Source organism: Terriglobus sp. RCC_193 (genome assembly GCF_041355105.1).
Lineage (GTDB): Bacteria > Acidobacteriota > Terriglobia > Terriglobales > Acidobacteriaceae > Terriglobus.
Genome location: NZ_JBFUPK010000001.1, coordinates 1,808,302 through 1,824,885 on the forward strand (window position 1 = coordinate 1,808,302; position 16,584 = coordinate 1,824,885).

General features: G+C 53.7%; 17 protein-coding genes and 1 tRNA gene. 13 read left to right on the forward strand and 5 right to left on the reverse strand.

Features of this window, described 5'->3' with window-relative positions; genetic code table 11:
* The first annotated feature begins 26 nt into the window (after positions 1–26).
* From AB6729_RS07565 to AB6729_RS07595, 7 genes are all read left to right on the forward strand, one after another.
* Positions 27–116: transfer RNA gene (locus AB6729_RS07565), tRNA-Ser, on the forward strand.
* Positions 117–215: 99 nt separating this feature from the next.
* Positions 216–1,103: a tyrosine-type recombinase/integrase gene (locus tag AB6729_RS07570; protein WP_371080968.1), complete on the forward strand. Its 888-nt coding sequence runs from the start codon at positions 216–218 to the stop codon at positions 1,101–1,103.
* Between the two features lie 10 nt (positions 1,104–1,113).
* Positions 1,114–1,518 carry a tyrosine-type recombinase/integrase gene (locus AB6729_RS07575; RefSeq protein WP_371080969.1) on the forward strand — a complete coding sequence of 135 codons (405 nt, stop codon included), beginning with the start codon at positions 1,114–1,116 and terminating at the stop codon, positions 1,516–1,518.
* Between the two features lie 105 nt (positions 1,519–1,623).
* Positions 1,624–2,259 (forward strand): hypothetical protein, encoded by a 636-nt coding sequence (locus tag AB6729_RS07580; RefSeq protein ID WP_371080970.1) that lies wholly within the window; start codon positions 1,624–1,626, stop codon positions 2,257–2,259.
* Between the two features lie 75 nt (positions 2,260–2,334).
* Entirely contained in the window at positions 2,335–2,547 is a 213-nt protein-coding gene (locus tag AB6729_RS07585; protein WP_371080971.1) for a helix-turn-helix transcriptional regulator, read from the forward strand.
* Between the two features lie 231 nt (positions 2,548–2,778).
* Positions 2,779–4,998, forward strand: coding sequence for a phage/plasmid primase, P4 family (locus AB6729_RS07590; protein WP_371080972.1), 2,220 nt, complete (start codon positions 2,779–2,781; stop codon positions 4,996–4,998).
* 356 nt (positions 4,999–5,354) lie between these two features.
* A complete protein-coding gene (locus AB6729_RS07595) occupies positions 5,355–5,519 on the forward strand; it encodes an HGGxSTG domain-containing protein (protein WP_371081205.1) in 165 nt (54 codons plus the stop codon).
* 52 nt (positions 5,520–5,571) lie between these two features.
* Here AB6729_RS07595 and AB6729_RS07600 read toward each other — a convergent pair whose 3' ends face one another.
* A complete protein-coding gene (locus tag AB6729_RS07600; RefSeq protein WP_371080973.1) occupies positions 5,572–5,799 on the reverse strand; it encodes a helix-turn-helix domain-containing protein in 228 nt (75 codons plus the stop codon).
* Between the two features lie 64 nt (positions 5,800–5,863).
* On the opposite strand from AB6729_RS07600, the gene AB6729_RS07605 reads away from it, so the two are divergent.
* Positions 5,864–6,583, forward strand: coding sequence for a hypothetical protein (locus tag AB6729_RS07605; RefSeq protein WP_371080974.1), 720 nt, complete (start codon positions 5,864–5,866; stop codon positions 6,581–6,583).
* Positions 6,584–6,659: 76 nt separating this feature from the next.
* Here AB6729_RS07605 and AB6729_RS07610 read toward each other — a convergent pair whose 3' ends face one another.
* Positions 6,660–7,145: a hypothetical protein gene (locus AB6729_RS07610; protein WP_371080975.1), complete on the reverse strand. Its 486-nt coding sequence runs from the start codon at positions 7,143–7,145 to the stop codon at positions 6,660–6,662.
* Positions 7,146–7,251: 106 nt separating this feature from the next.
* Here AB6729_RS07610 and AB6729_RS07615 point away from each other — a divergent pair, with 106 nt between their 5' ends.
* The 3 genes from AB6729_RS07615 to AB6729_RS07625 all read left to right on the forward strand — a co-directional run bounded on the left by AB6729_RS07615 (position 7,252) and on the right by AB6729_RS07625 (position 10,496).
* Positions 7,252–7,479 (forward strand): hypothetical protein, encoded by a 228-nt coding sequence (locus AB6729_RS07615; protein ID WP_371080976.1) that lies wholly within the window; start codon positions 7,252–7,254, stop codon positions 7,477–7,479.
* 39 nt (positions 7,480–7,518) lie between these two features.
* Complete coding sequence (locus AB6729_RS07620) at positions 7,519–8,265, forward strand: CoA transferase (protein WP_371080977.1); 747 nt, start codon at positions 7,519–7,521, stop codon at positions 8,263–8,265.
* 1,316 nt (positions 8,266–9,581) lie between these two features.
* Positions 9,582–10,496, forward strand: a complete 915-nt coding sequence (locus AB6729_RS07625; protein ID WP_371080978.1) for a hypothetical protein — start codon at positions 9,582–9,584, stop codon at positions 10,494–10,496.
* A 19-nt stretch (positions 10,497–10,515) separates the two neighbouring features.
* On the opposite strand, the gene AB6729_RS07630 is transcribed toward AB6729_RS07625, so the two are convergent.
* Positions 10,516–10,884: a hypothetical protein gene (locus AB6729_RS07630; RefSeq protein ID WP_371080979.1), complete on the reverse strand. Its 369-nt coding sequence runs from the start codon at positions 10,882–10,884 to the stop codon at positions 10,516–10,518.
* 898 nt (positions 10,885–11,782) lie between these two features.
* Here AB6729_RS07630 and AB6729_RS07635 point away from each other — a divergent pair.
* A complete protein-coding gene (locus tag AB6729_RS07635) occupies positions 11,783–12,232 on the forward strand; it encodes a hypothetical protein (RefSeq protein WP_371080980.1) in 450 nt (149 codons plus the stop codon).
* Between the two features lie 165 nt (positions 12,233–12,397).
* Here the strand turns inward: AB6729_RS07635 and AB6729_RS07640 are convergent, their stop codons facing one another.
* The gene (locus tag AB6729_RS07640) at positions 12,398–12,862 is read right to left on the reverse strand and encodes a recombinase family protein (protein WP_371080981.1); all 465 of its coding nucleotides are present in this window, start codon (positions 12,860–12,862) and stop codon (positions 12,398–12,400) included.
* 71 nt (positions 12,863–12,933) lie between these two features.
* On the opposite strand from AB6729_RS07640, the gene AB6729_RS07645 reads away from it, so the two are divergent.
* The gene (locus AB6729_RS07645) at positions 12,934–13,269 is read left to right on the forward strand and encodes a hypothetical protein (protein ID WP_371080982.1); all 336 of its coding nucleotides are present in this window, start codon (positions 12,934–12,936) and stop codon (positions 13,267–13,269) included.
* Between the two features lie 183 nt (positions 13,270–13,452).
* On the opposite strand, the gene AB6729_RS07650 is transcribed toward AB6729_RS07645, so the two are convergent.
* Positions 13,453–16,575 (reverse strand): amidohydrolase family protein, encoded by a 3,123-nt coding sequence (locus AB6729_RS07650; protein ID WP_371080983.1) that lies wholly within the window; start codon positions 16,573–16,575, stop codon positions 13,453–13,455.
* Between the last annotated feature and the right edge of the window lie 9 nt (positions 16,576–16,584).

Genomic DNA, 16,584 nt, shown 5'->3' on the forward strand with positions numbered 1-16,584 from the left:
ATTGAAGCAGGAACAACCCCGCCCGCGGAGAGGTGTGTGAGTGGTTGAAACAGGCTGTCTTGAAAACAGCTTTCGGTGAAAGCCGAACGGGGGTTCGAATCCCTCCCTCTCCGCCATCCACCCGTCCAGGATTGTCCGCGCAAGTCCCATACAGTCCGCGCTCAACTCAAATTACCCGATAAAATCAAGCTCAAACAGTCCCAAGGCGTCTCTGCATGTCCGTTGACGTCCTGTGTCAGATGGGTGTACATGTGGGGGTATCAAATTTGAAGACGGGGGTACTCGTCAACTTTGGGGTATTGGTGAAGCTCACAGACACGCGGATCAAGAATGCAAAGGCTACCTCGAAGAACACTCGTCTTGCCGATGGTGGTGGCCTCTATCTGCTGGTGACTGTTGCTGGCGGGAAGCTGTGGCGCTGGAAATACCGCTTCGATGGCAAAGAAAAGCTGATGAGCTTCGGTAGCTACCCGGAGATGTCTCTCGCTGCTGCACGGGAGAAGCACAGCGCTGCCCGAAAGTTGTTGCACGATGGGATTGATCCCATGGCCCAACGCAAGGCGGCTCGTATGGCAGAGATCGCCGCAGATCTACATTCGTTCCAGAAGATCGCTGAGCAATGGCATAGGCACTGGAAGGTTGGTAAGAGTGAAAGACACGCTGACGCAGTGTCTCGCCGCTTGAAAGCTGACGTTTTCCCTGCCATCGGGGCCAAGGTCATTGCAGAGATCGAAGCTCCGGCCATTGTCGCGATGGTTAAAGCAATCGAAGAGCGCGGCGCCCACGATATCGCCAAGCGTGCGTTGGAGACAACAGGCCAGGTCTTCCGATATGCCATCGCACATGGTTACGTCACTCGTAACCCTACTGCTGATTTCAAACCAGCCGATGTCCTCAAATCGGTTCAGAAGACAAATTACGCCCGAATTGACGCAAAGGATCTTCCTGCCCTGCTGCGAGCCGTGGAACTTTACCAAGGCACGCCCATCACTCGTCTTGCAATCAAACTGCTGGCACACACCTTTGTGCGTACGGGCGAGTTAATTGGCGCTCGCTGGAGTGAAATCGACTTCGAAGAGAAGCGGTGGAATATCCCCGGCTGAACGCATGAAGATGCGAACACCTCACATCATTCCGCTGTCCACGCAGTCCATCGAAATTCTGGAATTGCTGAAGACCTTAACGGGAAAAGGCTCGCTTCTCTTCCCTGGGGATCGCAGTCCAAAGAAGTCTATGTCGAACGGCACGATCCTAGTCGCTCTGAGAAGAATGGGCTATCAAGGCATCATGACCGGGCACGGGTTCCGGGGGCTAGCATCTACAGTGCTTCACGAGCAGGGCTTTGAGCATGCTCACATTGAACTTCAGCTTGCGCACTCGCCGCGGAATGCTGTCAGTGCCGCGTACAACCATGCGCTCTACCTTTCACCACGCACCAAGATGATGCAGTGGTGGAGCAACTACCTCGAAACACAACAGCGCGGCAAAGTGCTGAAGATGCGAACAGAAGTTGCCTGAACGATCCCTGCGGGCTGATCTCTATAAAAAACGCAATTGCCCGATAAGTACTACCAACTTGTCGGGGTCTCAATGATATTCCTCTGAAGTTGCATGGAAGATAGTATGAATCCCCCGAAGAAGCGCGGCCGCAAACCTAATCCCTACACGATGTGGTTGTGTTATGAACTTGTGTGCATGGTGGATGAATACGATGATTTTCTACCACAACATAAAGCTGAGGGCGGTGGGTACCGAACCGTGGGGAAGGAACTGAACCTTTCTGAGCATACTGTCGAATATCACGTCAGAAATGCTCAAAAGCAGCGAGATGCGCCGGACGGTATGCGGCAATATCACGACTGGGCGACCGCACGTGAAAAGAAGTGGTGGCTCTACCACGCGGCGTGCATTGAAAAGAGAAGCCTGAACCTGCTCGAATATCGTGAGAGAGCTGTGGATAGCAGGTTGATTTTTGTTGAGGTGACTGAAGACACTCTGTTTGTCAGACCGAACGAACTCGATTTGATCCTTGCTGAAGCGCAGCAGCAACAAGAGACCAGCAGAGGCCAGTGTGACTATCGGAGTTGGCTCCGTTGCTACCTGCATAGAGATGATGCAACAAAAACCAAACCACTCCTCTACTGCTCCATGTCTGATGAAAGCCCAAGCGGCCAATCTTTTATTGAGCGGCGAGTAGCAAAGGGCTTGAGGAATGAATTAAGAAACACTGGGCGAAGGCGCAAAGATTCGAGCGGCTAAAAACCAGATATAACTGCCGGACGGCTTTGGAGATTATGGGCTTGCGTTGATCTTTTCAACACAGGAGCAGTCCAAATGATCCAACTTCCTGAGACCGGTTTATTGCGTCTCCCACAGATTATCGGCAATCCAAAGAAGGGGATTCCCGCGCTAATTCCCGTTAGCAAATCCGCTTGGTGGGCAGGCATCAAGGACGGGCGGTACCCGAAAGGCGTTCATCTCGGACCTCGCACTACCGCCTGGACAGTGGAGTCTGTCCGCGCTCTTATCGAATCGGTTGGGAGATAAGGGTCTGAAGATGAGACACGAGCTTTCCCCTGAACTACTCGAATGGCTGTCCGTCCACCTCTGCGAATCTTCCCCATGCGGTAACTGCAAGAAAATCGCCGAAGGCCATAGAGCACCCAAAGTCATCGTAGGTTTACCTTTACCGGGCGCGGCGAAAGGCAGCTATGCCTTTCACGCAGTGTGCATGGCTTGCATGCGAATGGCGATGCTTACCATATCGGAGGCTAGCGCATGAGTTTTTCTGCACTCGAAAAATGGAATCAATTCATCGCACGCAAAGGGAAACTCCCCTGCAACTACTTAACTGGTGTGGTGGCAAACCCTCTCGATCCCATCGCGTGGGCTTCGCATGAGACTATTCGTGCATCCGGGCATGATCTAGGATTCGTCCTCACTGAGAATGATCCCTTCTGGTTGCTCGATATAGATTCTTGTCTCGTTGATGGAGCATGGTCGCCTCTTGCACAAGAGCTATGTCGCTTTTTTTCTGGTTGCTACATCGAAGTAAGTCAATCCGGTGGTGGGCTGCACATCATTGGCTCTGGGCGCCCTTCCGCGCATAGCTGTCGGAATGCGGTCTTTGGCATGGAGTTTTATAGCAGTGGCCGGTACGTAGCATTGACCGGAACAAACTCTGTGGGAGACGCTGCGTATGACGCGAGTGCATTACTTCCCGCGTTAATCGCCAAGTATTTTCCGGCATCTACTGCGGAAGAGCGGCATGACTGGACGACCGAAGCATCACCGGAGTGGAGAGGGCCGAGTGATGATTCTGAACTGATCCGGCGTGCTTCACGCTCTCAGAGCCTGGGGAGCACGTTTGGAAGCAAAGCGAGCTTCTCCGATCTATGGACAGCAAACGCGGGAGCTTTGGAAGTTGCATATCCGAAGCCAAATCAAAATGGCTATGACGCTTCCGCGGCAGATGCTGCGCTAGCTCAGCACCTGTCGTTCTGGACAGGTGGCAATTGTGAACGAATCGAACGCTTGATGCGGCAGAGCCGCTTACTCCGAGAAAAGTGGGAGCGCAAGGACTACCTACCCCAGACGATCTTACGTGCCGTCGAGCGCACAATGGAGGTTTATCACAAGGCTCCCTTACAGTCTCTGGACGCGGTAGACCAAGTGATGCTTCAAGTGAAAACACAGGACAGCGTAGCTGAGATCTTCGCTCGCAAATATGAAGGCAGTCTGGTGTTCGACCACACACGGTCGAAGTGGCTTGAATGGATCGGAACGCGCTGGCAGATAGAACAGACCGGCAAAGCCTTTGACTTCGCACGGCTCCTGTCCAGAGAAACGAATCGAGATGGTAAAGCTGCAATGGGCTCAGAGTCGTTCTGTTCAGGTGTAGAGAAACTCGCTCGCACCAGCAGAACATTCGCGCAAAAGTCGACTGACTTTGACCGCGACAATTACACATTAAACACTCCAACCGGAACAATCGACCTTCGAACGGGCGATATCCACAAGCACGATTCCAGCGAACTTCTGACAATGTGTACGGCCGTGGCTCCGGCATCAGGAGGTGGTTCAATCTTCCACAATTTTCTATCTGAGATCACATTGAATGATGCCGAACTGATCGAATTCCTACAGGTCGCATTAGGCTCTTGTCTCTCCGGCGCGGTGGAATCTCACTGGATGCTGTTCTGGATCGGCGCAGGGCGTAATGGGAAGAATACGCTTGGCGATCTCGTGATGGATGTAATGGGCGACTACGCACGTAAAGTACCCACGGCTACTCTGATGGCGAAGCGCGGAGAAAGCCATCCGACTGATATTGCCAACCTCTGCGGCGTCCGGCTCGCTGTTTCCTCAGAGATCAACGATGGAGAGCATTGGGATGAGGCTCGCATCAACGAAATAACAGGTGACGCACGTCTGTCTGCCCGTTTTATGCGTGGAGACCTCTTTGAATTTAACCGCACTCATAAGCACCTCATCTATGGCAATCACCGTCCGCAACTGCGCAGCGTTGGAGATGGAGTCAGAAGCCGCATAAGGATCGTTCCGTTCCGTGCATCCTTCATCGGACGAAAAAACGCTAACCTTCCCCGGCAACTAAGGGACAGCATGGCATATGTTCTGTCATGGCTTATTGACGGCCACAGGAAATGGCTCGTGTCAGGTAAGCGACTACCGCAATGCCGTGCAGTGGAAGATGAAAGCGCAGACTACTTTGCATCCCAATCAACACCGGATATGTGGTTGGAAGATCGAGCACAACGCATTGAAAGAGACACACGTGCCGCCAATACACTTCCAAAAGCGAGCGATCTCTATGCTGATTACTCTGCCTGGAAACGAGCGCGAGGGGAGAGCCCAGTGTCTCAGCAAAGGTTCTCAGAGTTCTTGCAACGTGAATTTAAGAAAGAGCGAAGTGACGGTTTTCGCTATCGCGGTCTGGCTTTGAAAGCGTCTTTCATTGTTGGGCAACCGTTCTCATAGGCCCCAGCAAGTTTCGACAGCACATCCACGAACTAACCCCTCTGGAACCTTTGGAACACGATTTCAACTATCGCTAGATGAAGCGACATTTCATATGAAGACTGTTGAAGCGTTCCAAGGGTTCCAGCCCATTTGAATGATCGGTGGAAATTAAGATGAGCACACCAGAGTTGCGGCGACTGCTCAAAGCCTTCTGGGCCGAATACTGGCGTGTGGATGCAATACATCGTCAGATTTTGCGAGAAGCTGAGATGCAAGCCCAATCGAACTCACAGCGTTATGGAGGAGGATGCTTCCTGCCATCTCAGAAGCTGATATTTCCGGCGTGCCCCAAATATCCTCCAGCGTGTCACGGAATGATCTGTGGAGGACTAGGCAGGAGATCAGGGCGACCATGCCAAAGCAGCGTGCTGTACTTTAACGGGCGCTGTAAATGGCACGGCGGCCTATCAACAGGTCCGAAGACTGCGGAAGGAAGAGCTCGGAGCCTTAGCAATCTCATGCGCGGCCCGAAGTCATAGGGCCTGATAAATGCTGACCTCGAAGAGCATCTGTGAGGCGCTCACCGCAAAATTATGGGATCAACGCGCCGACTTTAACACTGAGCGCATTGGCAATTTTCTCCAGCATAAACAGTCCGGCCTCCCGCTCGCCCAGTTCCAAGCGGGCCAAATGTGACCGTTCAATCTGAGCATGGTCAGCAAGAAGCTGTTGAGACCATCCCTTAGCCTGTCTCAATTCTCGGATGCGATTTCCCACGCGAACGCAAATAGTACTCGGCTCGGCGTTTGGGACTTCCATGCCCCAAGTTTGAAGAAATAGTTCGGAGACACAGTGTCTTATGCGACACTGAACCTAATGCAGCATGGATTCTATGCAGTTGCGTTCACTGCTAAATCATTCGGAGCGTGAGATGGCGTCAGGGCTGAAACGATTGGCAAAACTAGTAGTTATCGCACTCCTCCTCATCGTGGCACTCATCATCTTCAGTCCAAAAAACAATTCAGCGAGCCACGGTGAGCCACACTCCGCTGAGAGTGGCACTCACCCCGCTCCCGCAGAAACCCCAGTGAACTTTGCAGCGCCGCTCTACACAAAAAATGCCGCACTTGTTTGTCCCTTGGTAGTCAGTCTCGACGCCCGCGAAGGTTACGGCTTAAAGGGAGCGATCGACGCACATCTCTCGCTTTTCGGTCGCCAAGAAGCCGTTGAGAAGGTAGGTTGTGCGGAATGGCGTGAAGGCCTGCCAATAGCTTTGAGCGATGAGGGACGCACACAGGCTGTTGACTTTGAGAATCAGAAGCTGTGCGGAATGGTTAACTTCGCACGCGGATACATTTTTTCGTGCGATCTGCGGAATGCTAGCGAAGACGAAACCAAGATGAAGCAGTTGCAGGATGCCGAGAAACAGGTATCAACAGCCTTACAAGACCCCGATAAAGTTCGCCTGATGGAGTGCATCGGAGTGAATCCGTGGAAAGAAAAGCCGTCGGGATGGACGTCTCCCACAGTGGAGGAGTGTTCGGCGCTTCAAGAGAAGCTCGGCGCAACTCCCGACGCGATAGGAACCCCCTCTTCCCAGTAGCTTTGAGTTCACCACCACGACTGTAGTGATAAAGCGAGCACAGAAAGGCCCACGAAGTCTAAACTCTTCTGGTGGATCAACCTCTTGCCCTCTGACGTAGATAGCGGAGAGCGGGACTGCTGCCGTAAGCTACCTCATCGCTGTCGGTGCGTGCATAGGCCCTACCGATGTCGGCACTGAGCCTCGCGCAGTCAAAATAGCCCGTTACGCTCTGATGCGGTTGCAGAATGCGAGCAAACGGCTGGTGATCGATGGTAATTGGCTGGAGGACAGCTTGTCTTGGATTCTTCCCGATCTTGCCGTTGATGGTGAATCCGATCTCTTGAATGGGAACTGGAAAGCTGCTCAGATTGATGACCTCGATGCATCCCATCTCACCGCTATCCATGCCATCACGATGAACGAGGTAGGCGTTGCGGTCTCTCGCAAAGTAAGCCGTCTTTGGTACGACACGGAGCTTCACACGGCGCTGATTGATCGCGTTCCATGTATTGATTACTCCCAGCACGGCACCGAGAGTTCCAAGCGCCAAAGTAATGCCGTCCTTCGCCTCAAAAGCCATACCAAACGATATACGAAGCGCGTGTTAGCGCATGAACCAGATTCTGCATTTGATAGTGCTTGAAACGCATCCGGCATACTGGTAAACCCTGCTCAGGAGAAAACAAATGGCGAGCACTGTAGACGTGATTGTGGCAAGGCAGAAGGATGGAACCTTTAAGGCGACACAGAACGGCCGTGGCGTTGCTACGGGTGACACTCAGAATGAGGCGGGTTGGAAAGCTCACATCAAGAAACCCGACGCAGCCATCATCGCCCAGCGCGTAAAGCATACGGCCGAAGGGGTGCCGGATGAGTTCCGACGCATGTATCCACAAAAGCCCCAAAAGCGTTAAGCAAGAACAATCGACCAAAGCGGACGTCAGGTTATTGAAATGGCTAAAGAATGTTGGGCAAGATGCCTTGGCGATTGTGACGACAAGATCACCAAGGAGCACTATGTCTCCAAGAACTTCTTTGGCACGAAGACCGTTATGGTGCAAGGTTTGCCTCAATGCATGGACAAGCCCGTCGAGATGCCACTCGAAGGCCTAAGTAGAGCCATGCTCTGTGAGAGGCATAACAATCGCTTAGGTGAAGACGTAGATGAAATCGCGAGCGGCATGCTGAACATGCTTGCTGAGAGTCTTTCGCTTGCACAAGATCGTGAAGAGTTCCGCAGGCGCCACTATTTCCCGATACGTCGCACATTCGATGGTCTTCTGTTAGAACGTTGGTTCGTCAAGACCCTCATCAATTTGTGCTTCAAAGGTTCAGCTGGGATCGGCCCCGGAGGTGATCGGACCGGCTGGCCCACTGATCACCTAGTACGTGTGGCTTTTGGCGAAACCCGTTTAGAAGGCGTGGGTGGTCTATACGTGGTGGCCGAGGCAGGCGAAAACGTGATGATAGAGGAACGCCTGCGTTTCGTTCGCCTCCACGACACACACAATGAGGACAATATAGCGGCCGCACATTTTCTGTTCTGCGGGATGAGGTTTCTGCTCGATCTCCGTTCGACCGATGCGGAGGAGGCATGGTTCGGGCCTCCAGCAATGAGGCACCTTAATCGAATCGTTTGGACCAACACTAATAGACGTGGGAAACAAGTCCCCTCAGTTGTAGTCAATTGGAAATGGTAGGCGGTAAATGACTTCAGAACTGCATACTGCGCTAATCGAGTTGATCGAACGATCCCATGGTGACGGACTCTCAGGAGCAGAGTGGGCTCTTCTCCAGTTCACATGGCCCATTGACCGAACTGCGAAAGCGTATTTCTCCCTGTGCAGTCTGATCACTCCCTTCGCGCTCCAAAGGGGCGACCTTCATGCTGTCATTTACGGGGTTAACGGTCACTGTTACGGCTTGTGCCTTGCATCCCAAATCGCCTCCTCGATGAGAGCCTTTTCTAGTTTGTTGATGATGTGCTGGCGAAGCCGTTCACAGCGAGCCCTATCGAACTGGATGCTCAGATTGTTTACGCGGGTGGTGTAGGGGTTGATTAGCATATTGCCCTCTTCTATCGGATAAATGGGACTCCACTAAAGAGTGCATAGTCGTAGTCCTCTCAAACTTCAGTTCGTCTGAGCGGAGGAGAGACATGGCTTACCTGGAATACCGCATAAGCTTCGAAGCGCTTCACTCCGAGCGGAGGCACAAAATCGCGATAGCATAGACGGCATGAACGAACCGCCATCCTATCGAATGTGTTGGATACCAAACTGCAATTTACCTTCAACTGAAAAGTGTGAGCGCTGTGGGAACGACATGTGCGGATCACACAAACGCATGACTGACGATGACGACCTTTGCTCTCACTGCTACGACATGAAACTTAGCAGCATGGGGATACCACGTCGCAAGAAACGCCGCTGAACTGAATATGCGTAACATCAATGCATCACACGGCGGACAACGGTCCGCTATGTATGTTCAACGAGTACTCTAGGCCATATCGCGGCGAACTCACGGTTATCATGTCGCTTGGCTCTTTCCCTTTTTGGCTCCCGCCACAAAATACTTCTGAATTCCTGCACGCTAGGGCCGCGGGTGTCCTAAACTGGCAGACGTCCTTATGAATTCAGATCGAAACGCCTTCGCTATTCGACAGGCGAAGCGTGAAAAGCGTGCTGCAAGAGCGGAAATACGAGCGAGACGCTCCAGCCGCGCACTTCCGCAGAAGAAATCAACGAGACGACGCCCGTCTGACGAGACGATCGGTGGGCAAACGACGGGAAACACCGCCGTAATCACAGTCCCGCGAACCTTCTCTTTCATCGAAGACCCTGAGGCCGCCATAGAGCTTCTGGAGGAACTGAGTGCGCAGCTGAGGGATACCAGAAAGACTTTTTTTCGGATCGATCACCGGCGATGTGGCCATATGGATTTGTGCGCTTCCGCGATCCTCGATGAACACTTAATGGATGCCAGAAAGCGTGCGAGACGGAACGGCCGCCCCATGAATTTAGCAGGCACCCTATCTCGCAAAAGTATGGATGTTAACGTCATGCTGTGCGCCGCGGGCCTACCGCATCGACTCGGGGTACAGTCAACGGAAGTGCCAGAGGAATTGCGGGAGACTTACACAACATTCGAGATGCGGAATGGAACAGGGAGTCATCCTGAATCAGCGAAGCAGCGTGACCGATGCGGCACAGAACTGACTGAATACATCGATGAGTGCCTCCAGAAGCAAGGCTTCAACCTTTCCGATGACGGGAAGTATCAAGTGGCTTGTCTGTTAACCGAGGTGATTGGAAATGCCGAAGAGCATGGTGGTCCCTGGCATGCGACGGGCTTCTGGAACGGTGCGAAGATGCAGACTGAGCGCGGCTTCGCTGGCGAAGTGCATCTCCTCATCTACAACGATGGACGGACAATATACGAGGCGCTGCAGCACAAAGACCTGTCATCAGAGATGAACATCCGCCTGAAGACGCTCTCGCGGATCCACGAACGGGCGTATGCGGCGTCAAACGGGCTTTGGGATGAGGAGACGTGCTGGACCTTGTACGCTTTGCAGGATCAGGTCTCCCGTTACACAGGCTCACCGAGAGGGACTAACCGCGGGAATGGCACGATCAAGATGATCGATTTCTTCAACGGTTTGGCGGCTAAAGATCGGAAGAAAATGTGTATTGTGTCCGGCGGTGCGTATATTCTTCTAGATGGAACGTACAGCCTCCAGACTGCCGACAAAGGTTTGCAGAAGATTGCTTTCAATAGCAGCAACAGCCTGGTGAAGCGTCCAGACGTTAAGTACGTCAGAACGCTAAAGAAACGGTTCCCAGGGACGATAGTAAGCATCAGATTGGTGTTGGATGCAGTTTTCCTAGAGCAGATTTTCATTGGACCGCAGCCACAAAAGGTGTAACACTATGTCAATATTGGATTTAGAGGAAGTCCGCTCCTCGCGCGAAGCACGGGTTTTTTCCGGCCGCGATGCGGGTGAAGCTGCGCGTGGACGGTTTCAATTGGATCGTCTGGAAAAACAGGGAGAGCATTTCACAGTGCGCGTTCCAGAAGATGCGCTTGCCGTGAATCTTTCGTTCTTCCTTGGCCTTTTTGGCCCAAGTGTGCGGAAGCACGGCGAAGATGAATTCCGCAGAACGTTCACGTTTGACGTGAAACCGGTGCATCATAAGACCATAGAAGAAGGGATCCGGCGAGCGTTGACCGATCCGGATCCGCTCTTTCGTTGAGGCAATTGATTGTTGGGCACTTCCGTCGAAGTTCAGTTTGTCTCGGGTCAGACAACGCACTGGTATACAACGCTAATTCCAATTGCGCAGTCTTTAGCAACCCTGGCCCTTACCTACACTATTTTCGCAACGGTTGTGCTTGTCTGGAACTTGCGAGGATGCTTTTCCCGGAGGATGTCGCCCTTATGTGGAAGTCTTGGCAGCGAGGCGGCAATAGCATCGGTAAGGTCAGCGAGACAGCGTATGCCACATGACGCGCTCAGAGTGGATATTCCCGGCAGAGTGGCCGAACACAGAGCTGCCGCTATCAGACGCATTCCCACCGTTGAATCATTGCGGGCCGCAGAAACCGCAGCAGCATAGACCGCTCTGCATACTCTGCAACCACAAGGCCGGGACACTGCACATAGCAGCCCCGGCCATTCTGTTTTTACCTATCGTCGTTTCCCCAACTCAGGTAGACCACCCTGCATCACGCGAATGTTCCCCATGAAGCGAAGGGGGCCGTCTAAGGCGATCCTCTTTGGCTCGGTCGATTTCTTCTTACGTGTAGATGGAGTGGATGACTTAACAGCGACCTTCCGCGGTAGGCTTTCCACTTCGGCAGGTGTCAATCGGCGCTTGCTTCTCCCTGCACGGATAGCAATAACCTCGGTTCTCGAAGACAGCGGACGTATCACTGGTACTGAGGGCGACTCAGGCGGGACAAGGCGTAAAGCACGATCTTCGAGATTTGACGTGGCATTGCGATAGAACTTCTTTGCCTGCCACAGGTCTCTTTTGCTTCACTTGGCGATACACGTTTCCGGCTCATTAAAGCCATCCTTGGTCTGCAAGTTTAGGTGGGGAGCCTTTATCAGAGGATGCGCCTTTGCCGACTTCGGGTTGGTCTGCCCATGCGTTGTTCCTTGCAAAGAAGCGGTGACTTTGCACTCATGGCTGTGCCACGATGACGAGCATGAGCGCCGACCCTATAACCGCCATGACAGTCCTGGGTACAGCTGCGAAAATCCCCGGTATCGTGAGTTCCACGCTTTCCTCCCTGAAGACCGTGAGGGAGATGACGAAGGAGTCCAAAGATACTGGCCTGAAAGACCAGCTAAGCGATGTGTACAACAGCGTCTTGGAATTGAGGGAGGCCCTGCATGATCTACAAACGGAAAACGAATCCCTGCGTAAGGCTTTGGAACTAAAAAGCAATATCGGTAGGCGCGGAGAATTCGGTTACTTCTTTCAAGGCGACGAGACCGATCCGCTTTGTCCGGTTTGCTACCAGCGGGATTCCAAAGCCGTCTACCTCGAAAAGCCCGTAAGCGGAAACGGGTATGTCAGTCGAAAGTGCGCGGTCTGTGGCTACTTCAATCAAGAGCGAGAAGGGACGCCTGTAATTCGACGGCCAGCGTATTGAATGGGTTGAGGGGCCAATATCCCGCAAAAGTTCTGCACATCCTAAACCTGTCGATTTCAGGCCCGTATTTCACTCTTCATCAGTGTTTACAGGCATTTTCGTTGATAGAGGTCGTACTTATCCGTACCGTTTTGGGATGAAAATGGGGTACGAGTCGTACCAGATTCATTCTTCGGCAGAGAGTACGCGTTGAACCTGTACGGCAGACCATTCACCACCCCTGCGTGTCGTTTCCCCACGGCTATTAAGTTCGGCAGCGATTCCATGCAGCGATGTGACCCCATCTGCTTCTATCTCTCGGATGACTGGCAAAATCTCGTTCCGAAAATCTTCAGCATTCGCAGAGCGTACCTGGGCAGCAGCTTCACGTCCCGTTGCTGCAATGCCTGCCCACTTACGGGCTGATACCCTACGGCCACCTAGTGCCGTTCCTCGGCTCTTAGCGGCCTGTAGGGCAGCCTTTGTACGTTTGCTGATGGCCTCTGCCTCTTGCTCTGCGACAGCTGCCATGATGTGAATGGTGAACTTGTTCGCTTGCGGCATATCGGCGGCCACGAACTCCACACCAGATTCCATGAGGCCAGCAATAAAGGCCACATTGCGGGCTAGGCGGTCTAGTTTGGCGATCACTAGCGTTCGGGGAACATCGCGAGATTGCGAAAGTCCTGCCGAGTTGGAATGGCAAGACGATCATCGATGCGATGAACTCGTTTCCTGCCCCACCGGAAGAGTTGGACGGCCTGCCTTCTTCCGCCTTCGTCGCGAAGTCGTTCACCGGCGCCAAGTTGGTGAAGGGCTTTAACCACCTGGGTGCGGCCAAGCTGGCTACCGACCCGATCGTAGAGGGCGGGCACCGCGTCGTCTTTCTTTCGAGCGACGACGAGGACGCGTTCGCTCCCGTAGTGGATCTGGCGAAACAACTCGGATTCGCACCCGTCAAGCTGGGAAAGCTAAACGAGGGAGGCGTGCTGGTGCACGCACGCGGCCAGACCTGGGGTCCTCTTATCTTTCAGGATTTGTTCAAGAAGACGCAGTAATCCACGACTACTTCCCTTTTTCAGAGAGCCTGTGAATACACAAGCCTTGGCGAAGGCTTCGGCAGGAGGAGACCAGTGAATCGGTACCGTCTAGTCCTTTGGTGAAGATTCACGCAGCATACCCGATAGTGCGCAGTTTCGTATTGGCATCACGGTTATGTGCTCGTAGTCATCTCGATGTGCTCAGGGTGCTGAGCACACATTGTTCTTCGGCACCGCTTTTGTAAACGGCTCAGCAATTTCATCGACACTCCGCAGCTTGCCGTTGACGGCAACGCACTGCACCTTCACGACATCATCGATGTTCGTTAGTGGCGTACCGCCCACGATGATCAGATCGGCCAGCTTACCTGGCGTCAGCGTACCCAGATCCCTGTCGTATCCGTAAGCCTTTGCTGCCATGGATGTCGCGGTGGTCAGCGCCTGCCACGGCTCCAGACCGCCATACTTTACTTGCGCACGCAGGTTAAGGTGGAGACTTGTTGCAGGTATGTCGAGTGGCGAATCCGTTCCTGCCAGGATTATGCCGCCGTTATGGATCGTATTCGCAACCACCGCCTCCTCGTCTTTCAGGTGTGTGTACGCGTCCTTCTGATTTGCCTTCTGGGCTGTTTGTGTCGCAGTGACCACGCGTCCATGCTCCCACGGCGGAGCCACACCCTGACGCGGATCATTCATTACTCCTGAATCCTCGGCATACTGTGCCTGCGCGAATGTGGTAGAGATCGTCCACATACCGCTCTTCGACATCAGCTTCTGCACGTCTCCGTACGAGTGATACGTCAACGAACGGGAGTAGGCCCAGCCGAATCTCGAGGTCGCTGATATGTGCGACATGCCATCTTCGCCAAGCGAAACTGCGGGCATCAGGTAGTGGCTCGCCGTATCCACGCCCATTTGGTTATGGGCGAAGTCGATGCCTTTGGCAGCCCACGCAAACGGCAAACGCACGTAAAGCTTGACCATGTCGAAGTCGAGTGCTTTCAGGCGCTCAAGCTCACGTTGAAGCTGCGCCTCGCTGGTCGTCGCAATCATCATGGGATAGTACACACGCTCTCCGTCTACGGCCTCACCCGTAGAGAAGGTGCGTGGACCCACGGCGGCACCGGACCGATAGCTCTCGTTGTGCTCTACGCTACGGTAGGCGTTATCGGCGATGCCTCGCATTGTGGTCACGCCATAAGACAGCCACAGCCGCCCCATGCGCGCACCGTAGTAAATACCATTGTCACTATCGGGATGCGCATGGTTTTCCCACAGTCCTGGCAACACCGTCGAGTTTGGCGCTTCGATGGTACGCGTGACGCCCGCAGGTGCAATTGCTGAGTGAGGTCCAACGCTGGTGATGCGATTGTCTGTGATGATAATGTCCGCGTCATGCAGCACGGCGGGACCGATGCCCTGCCACACAGCACCTGCATGGATCAGCAGTTTCTGCTTCGGTTTGGCCAGCGTCCAGGTCAGGTTCATCGCAACGGGTTGGATAGCTTTTGTTGCAGTATCCATCATGCGCAATTTGCCATTGTTCAGATACAGCACATGCAAGGAATCCGCGGCAATGGAGGGTGCGTCAGTCGTTTCGTCATTCAACTTCTGGGCAGCGCCACTGGGATGCCCATTCGCATCGACCGGCATGCGGTACAGCAGATCATGCATGACAAAAAGCATGTTCTTGCCATCGGCAGTGTAGACCGGACCATCCTCTGTACGCGTGGTTACGGACTCGAACGGCGCAGGCTCAAACCACTGCTGTTTACCAGAAGCAATATCTACCGTGAGGATGGCGCTGGTGCCCTCGCGGAAGCGTTTCGTGTACGGACGAATCGTTGCGATGGCAATTGTTTTTCCGTTCGGCGAGAAAGCTGCCCGACCGGGAAAGAACGTCGAAGGCGCCAGTGGCTTCACCTTGCCGGAAGACACATCCGCAAGCAAGGTAGCGCCGGTCTGGTCCTGGAATGCCATCCATTTTCCATCGGGCGACCACGCGGGCATGATCTGCGCTGTCTGCTGCGGAGCGATGCGCTTATCCTGCTCGTCGCTTGCGTCGCTCAATGAGTGAACGTATATGTTCTCGATTCCATCTTTGTCGCTAATGTATGCAAGCTTTGAGCCATCGGGCGACCATGCTGGTCCCTGCTTGTAAAACGTGTCGTGCGTGATGGCCTTTGGTTCTCCGCCGATCGGCATGACATAAAGCTCGTTGAGCGCGACAAACGCAACGGACTTACCATCAGGTGAAATCGCAGGCGCGTAGATGCCTTTCACTGGCTTCGACGCAGTGGAATCAAAATCACGAACCTTGTGACGAAAGCCATGCGGCTGATACGGGATGTCAGCAGTAAATGCAACCGATGTTTCAGCTCCGCCCGCAAGACCGGCGTGGAGGATGTGGCCACTCCCCGTGTATAGGAAATCTGTGTTCGACAGCCAGATCGCAGGAAATGGAAATGCATCCGTCGAACGTGTCACGATTGCGTCGCCATTACCGTCCGCAGCGACGACCTTCATCACCCCCGTATTTACCGTACGAGCATCTGCAGCTTCAAACTCCACAAAGGCAAGGTGCTTTCCATCCGGCGACCACGATGGAGCCTCAAAGCGATTGTTACCGGTCGCCTTGCGCAGCACCATCTCCTTACCCGTGGCGAGATCCAGCGACTTGATGGAAGTTGCGCTGATGCCCGTACCTGCAACGAATGCAACCTTTGCGCCGTCAGGAGACCACGATGGTCCGAACTCATCTTCGTCACCATTCGTTAGCTGTTTCGGCTCACCACCCGTAATCGGCACCGTCCAGATGTCATACGATCCAACAGACGCTCCGTTCGCAGCAGTTTTGAATGCGCGATCACTGGCAAACACAATCGTCTTACCATCCGGGCTGATACGCGGTTCGCGATCATCCCCGTGGCCAAACGTAACCTGCTTCAGGCCAGTGCCGTCCGGCTTCATCGTCCAGATGTGAAAGGTACCTCCGGCGTAGCATTGCAGCGCAATCGTCTCGCCGGACTTCGACCAATCCGGGTGCGACGCCTCTTGAAACGGCTGTGTCACACGTTTCGCCTTACCACCAGCCATCGGCATGACGTAGATCAAACCTTGCAGATCAAGCAACAGACGCTTACCGTCAGGCGACACGGCAACCTGCCCATTGGTGACCTCATCCACGGTAATTACTGAAGCAGCCTTCTTGACCGCGGGCTTCGCTGGTGTCATCGGAGCAGCAATGGCAGGGGCGGAGATTGCAGAGGCGGCGAGGCTGGAAATGATGAGCGGCAGAGCTTTGCGAACAGAGACGGCGAACATTAGAGACAC

What these genes read in the sequence shown, in the direction of transcription:
- AB6729_RS07570 (WP_371080968.1), top strand. Translation starts at nt 216, where the DNA reads ATGTCCGTTGACGTCCTGTGTCAGATGGGTGTACATGTGGGGGTATCA.
- AB6729_RS07575 (WP_371080969.1), top strand. Translation starts at nt 1,114, where the DNA reads ATGCGAACACCTCACATCATTCCGCTGTCCACGCAGTCCATCGAAATT.
- AB6729_RS07580 (WP_371080970.1), top strand. Translation starts at nt 1,624, where the DNA reads ATGAATCCCCCGAAGAAGCGCGGCCGCAAACCTAATCCCTACACGATG.
- AB6729_RS07585 (WP_371080971.1), top strand. Translation starts at nt 2,335, where the DNA reads ATGATCCAACTTCCTGAGACCGGTTTATTGCGTCTCCCACAGATTATC.
- AB6729_RS07590 (WP_371080972.1), top strand. Translation starts at nt 2,779, where the DNA reads ATGAGTTTTTCTGCACTCGAAAAATGGAATCAATTCATCGCACGCAAA.
- AB6729_RS07595 (WP_371081205.1), top strand. Translation starts at nt 5,355, where the DNA reads ATGATCTGTGGAGGACTAGGCAGGAGATCAGGGCGACCATGCCAAAGC.
- AB6729_RS07600 (WP_371080973.1), bottom strand. Translation starts at nt 5,799, where the DNA reads ATGGAAGTCCCAAACGCCGAGCCGAGTACTATTTGCGTTCGCGTGGGA.
- AB6729_RS07605 (WP_371080974.1), top strand. Translation starts at nt 5,864, where the DNA reads ATGGATTCTATGCAGTTGCGTTCACTGCTAAATCATTCGGAGCGTGAG.
- AB6729_RS07610 (WP_371080975.1), bottom strand. Translation starts at nt 7,145, where the DNA reads ATGGCTTTTGAGGCGAAGGACGGCATTACTTTGGCGCTTGGAACTCTC.
- AB6729_RS07615 (WP_371080976.1), top strand. Translation starts at nt 7,252, where the DNA reads ATGGCGAGCACTGTAGACGTGATTGTGGCAAGGCAGAAGGATGGAACC.
- AB6729_RS07620 (WP_371080977.1), top strand. Translation starts at nt 7,519, where the DNA reads ATGGCTAAAGAATGTTGGGCAAGATGCCTTGGCGATTGTGACGACAAG.
- AB6729_RS07625 (WP_371080978.1), top strand. Translation starts at nt 9,582, where the DNA reads ATGAATTTAGCAGGCACCCTATCTCGCAAAAGTATGGATGTTAACGTC.
- AB6729_RS07635 (WP_371080980.1), top strand. Translation starts at nt 11,783, where the DNA reads ATGAGCGCCGACCCTATAACCGCCATGACAGTCCTGGGTACAGCTGCG.
- AB6729_RS07645 (WP_371080982.1), top strand. Translation starts at nt 12,934, where the DNA reads ATGAACTCGTTTCCTGCCCCACCGGAAGAGTTGGACGGCCTGCCTTCT.
- AB6729_RS07650 (WP_371080983.1), bottom strand. Translation starts at nt 16,575, where the DNA reads ATGTTCGCCGTCTCTGTTCGCAAAGCTCTGCCGCTCATCATTTCCAGC.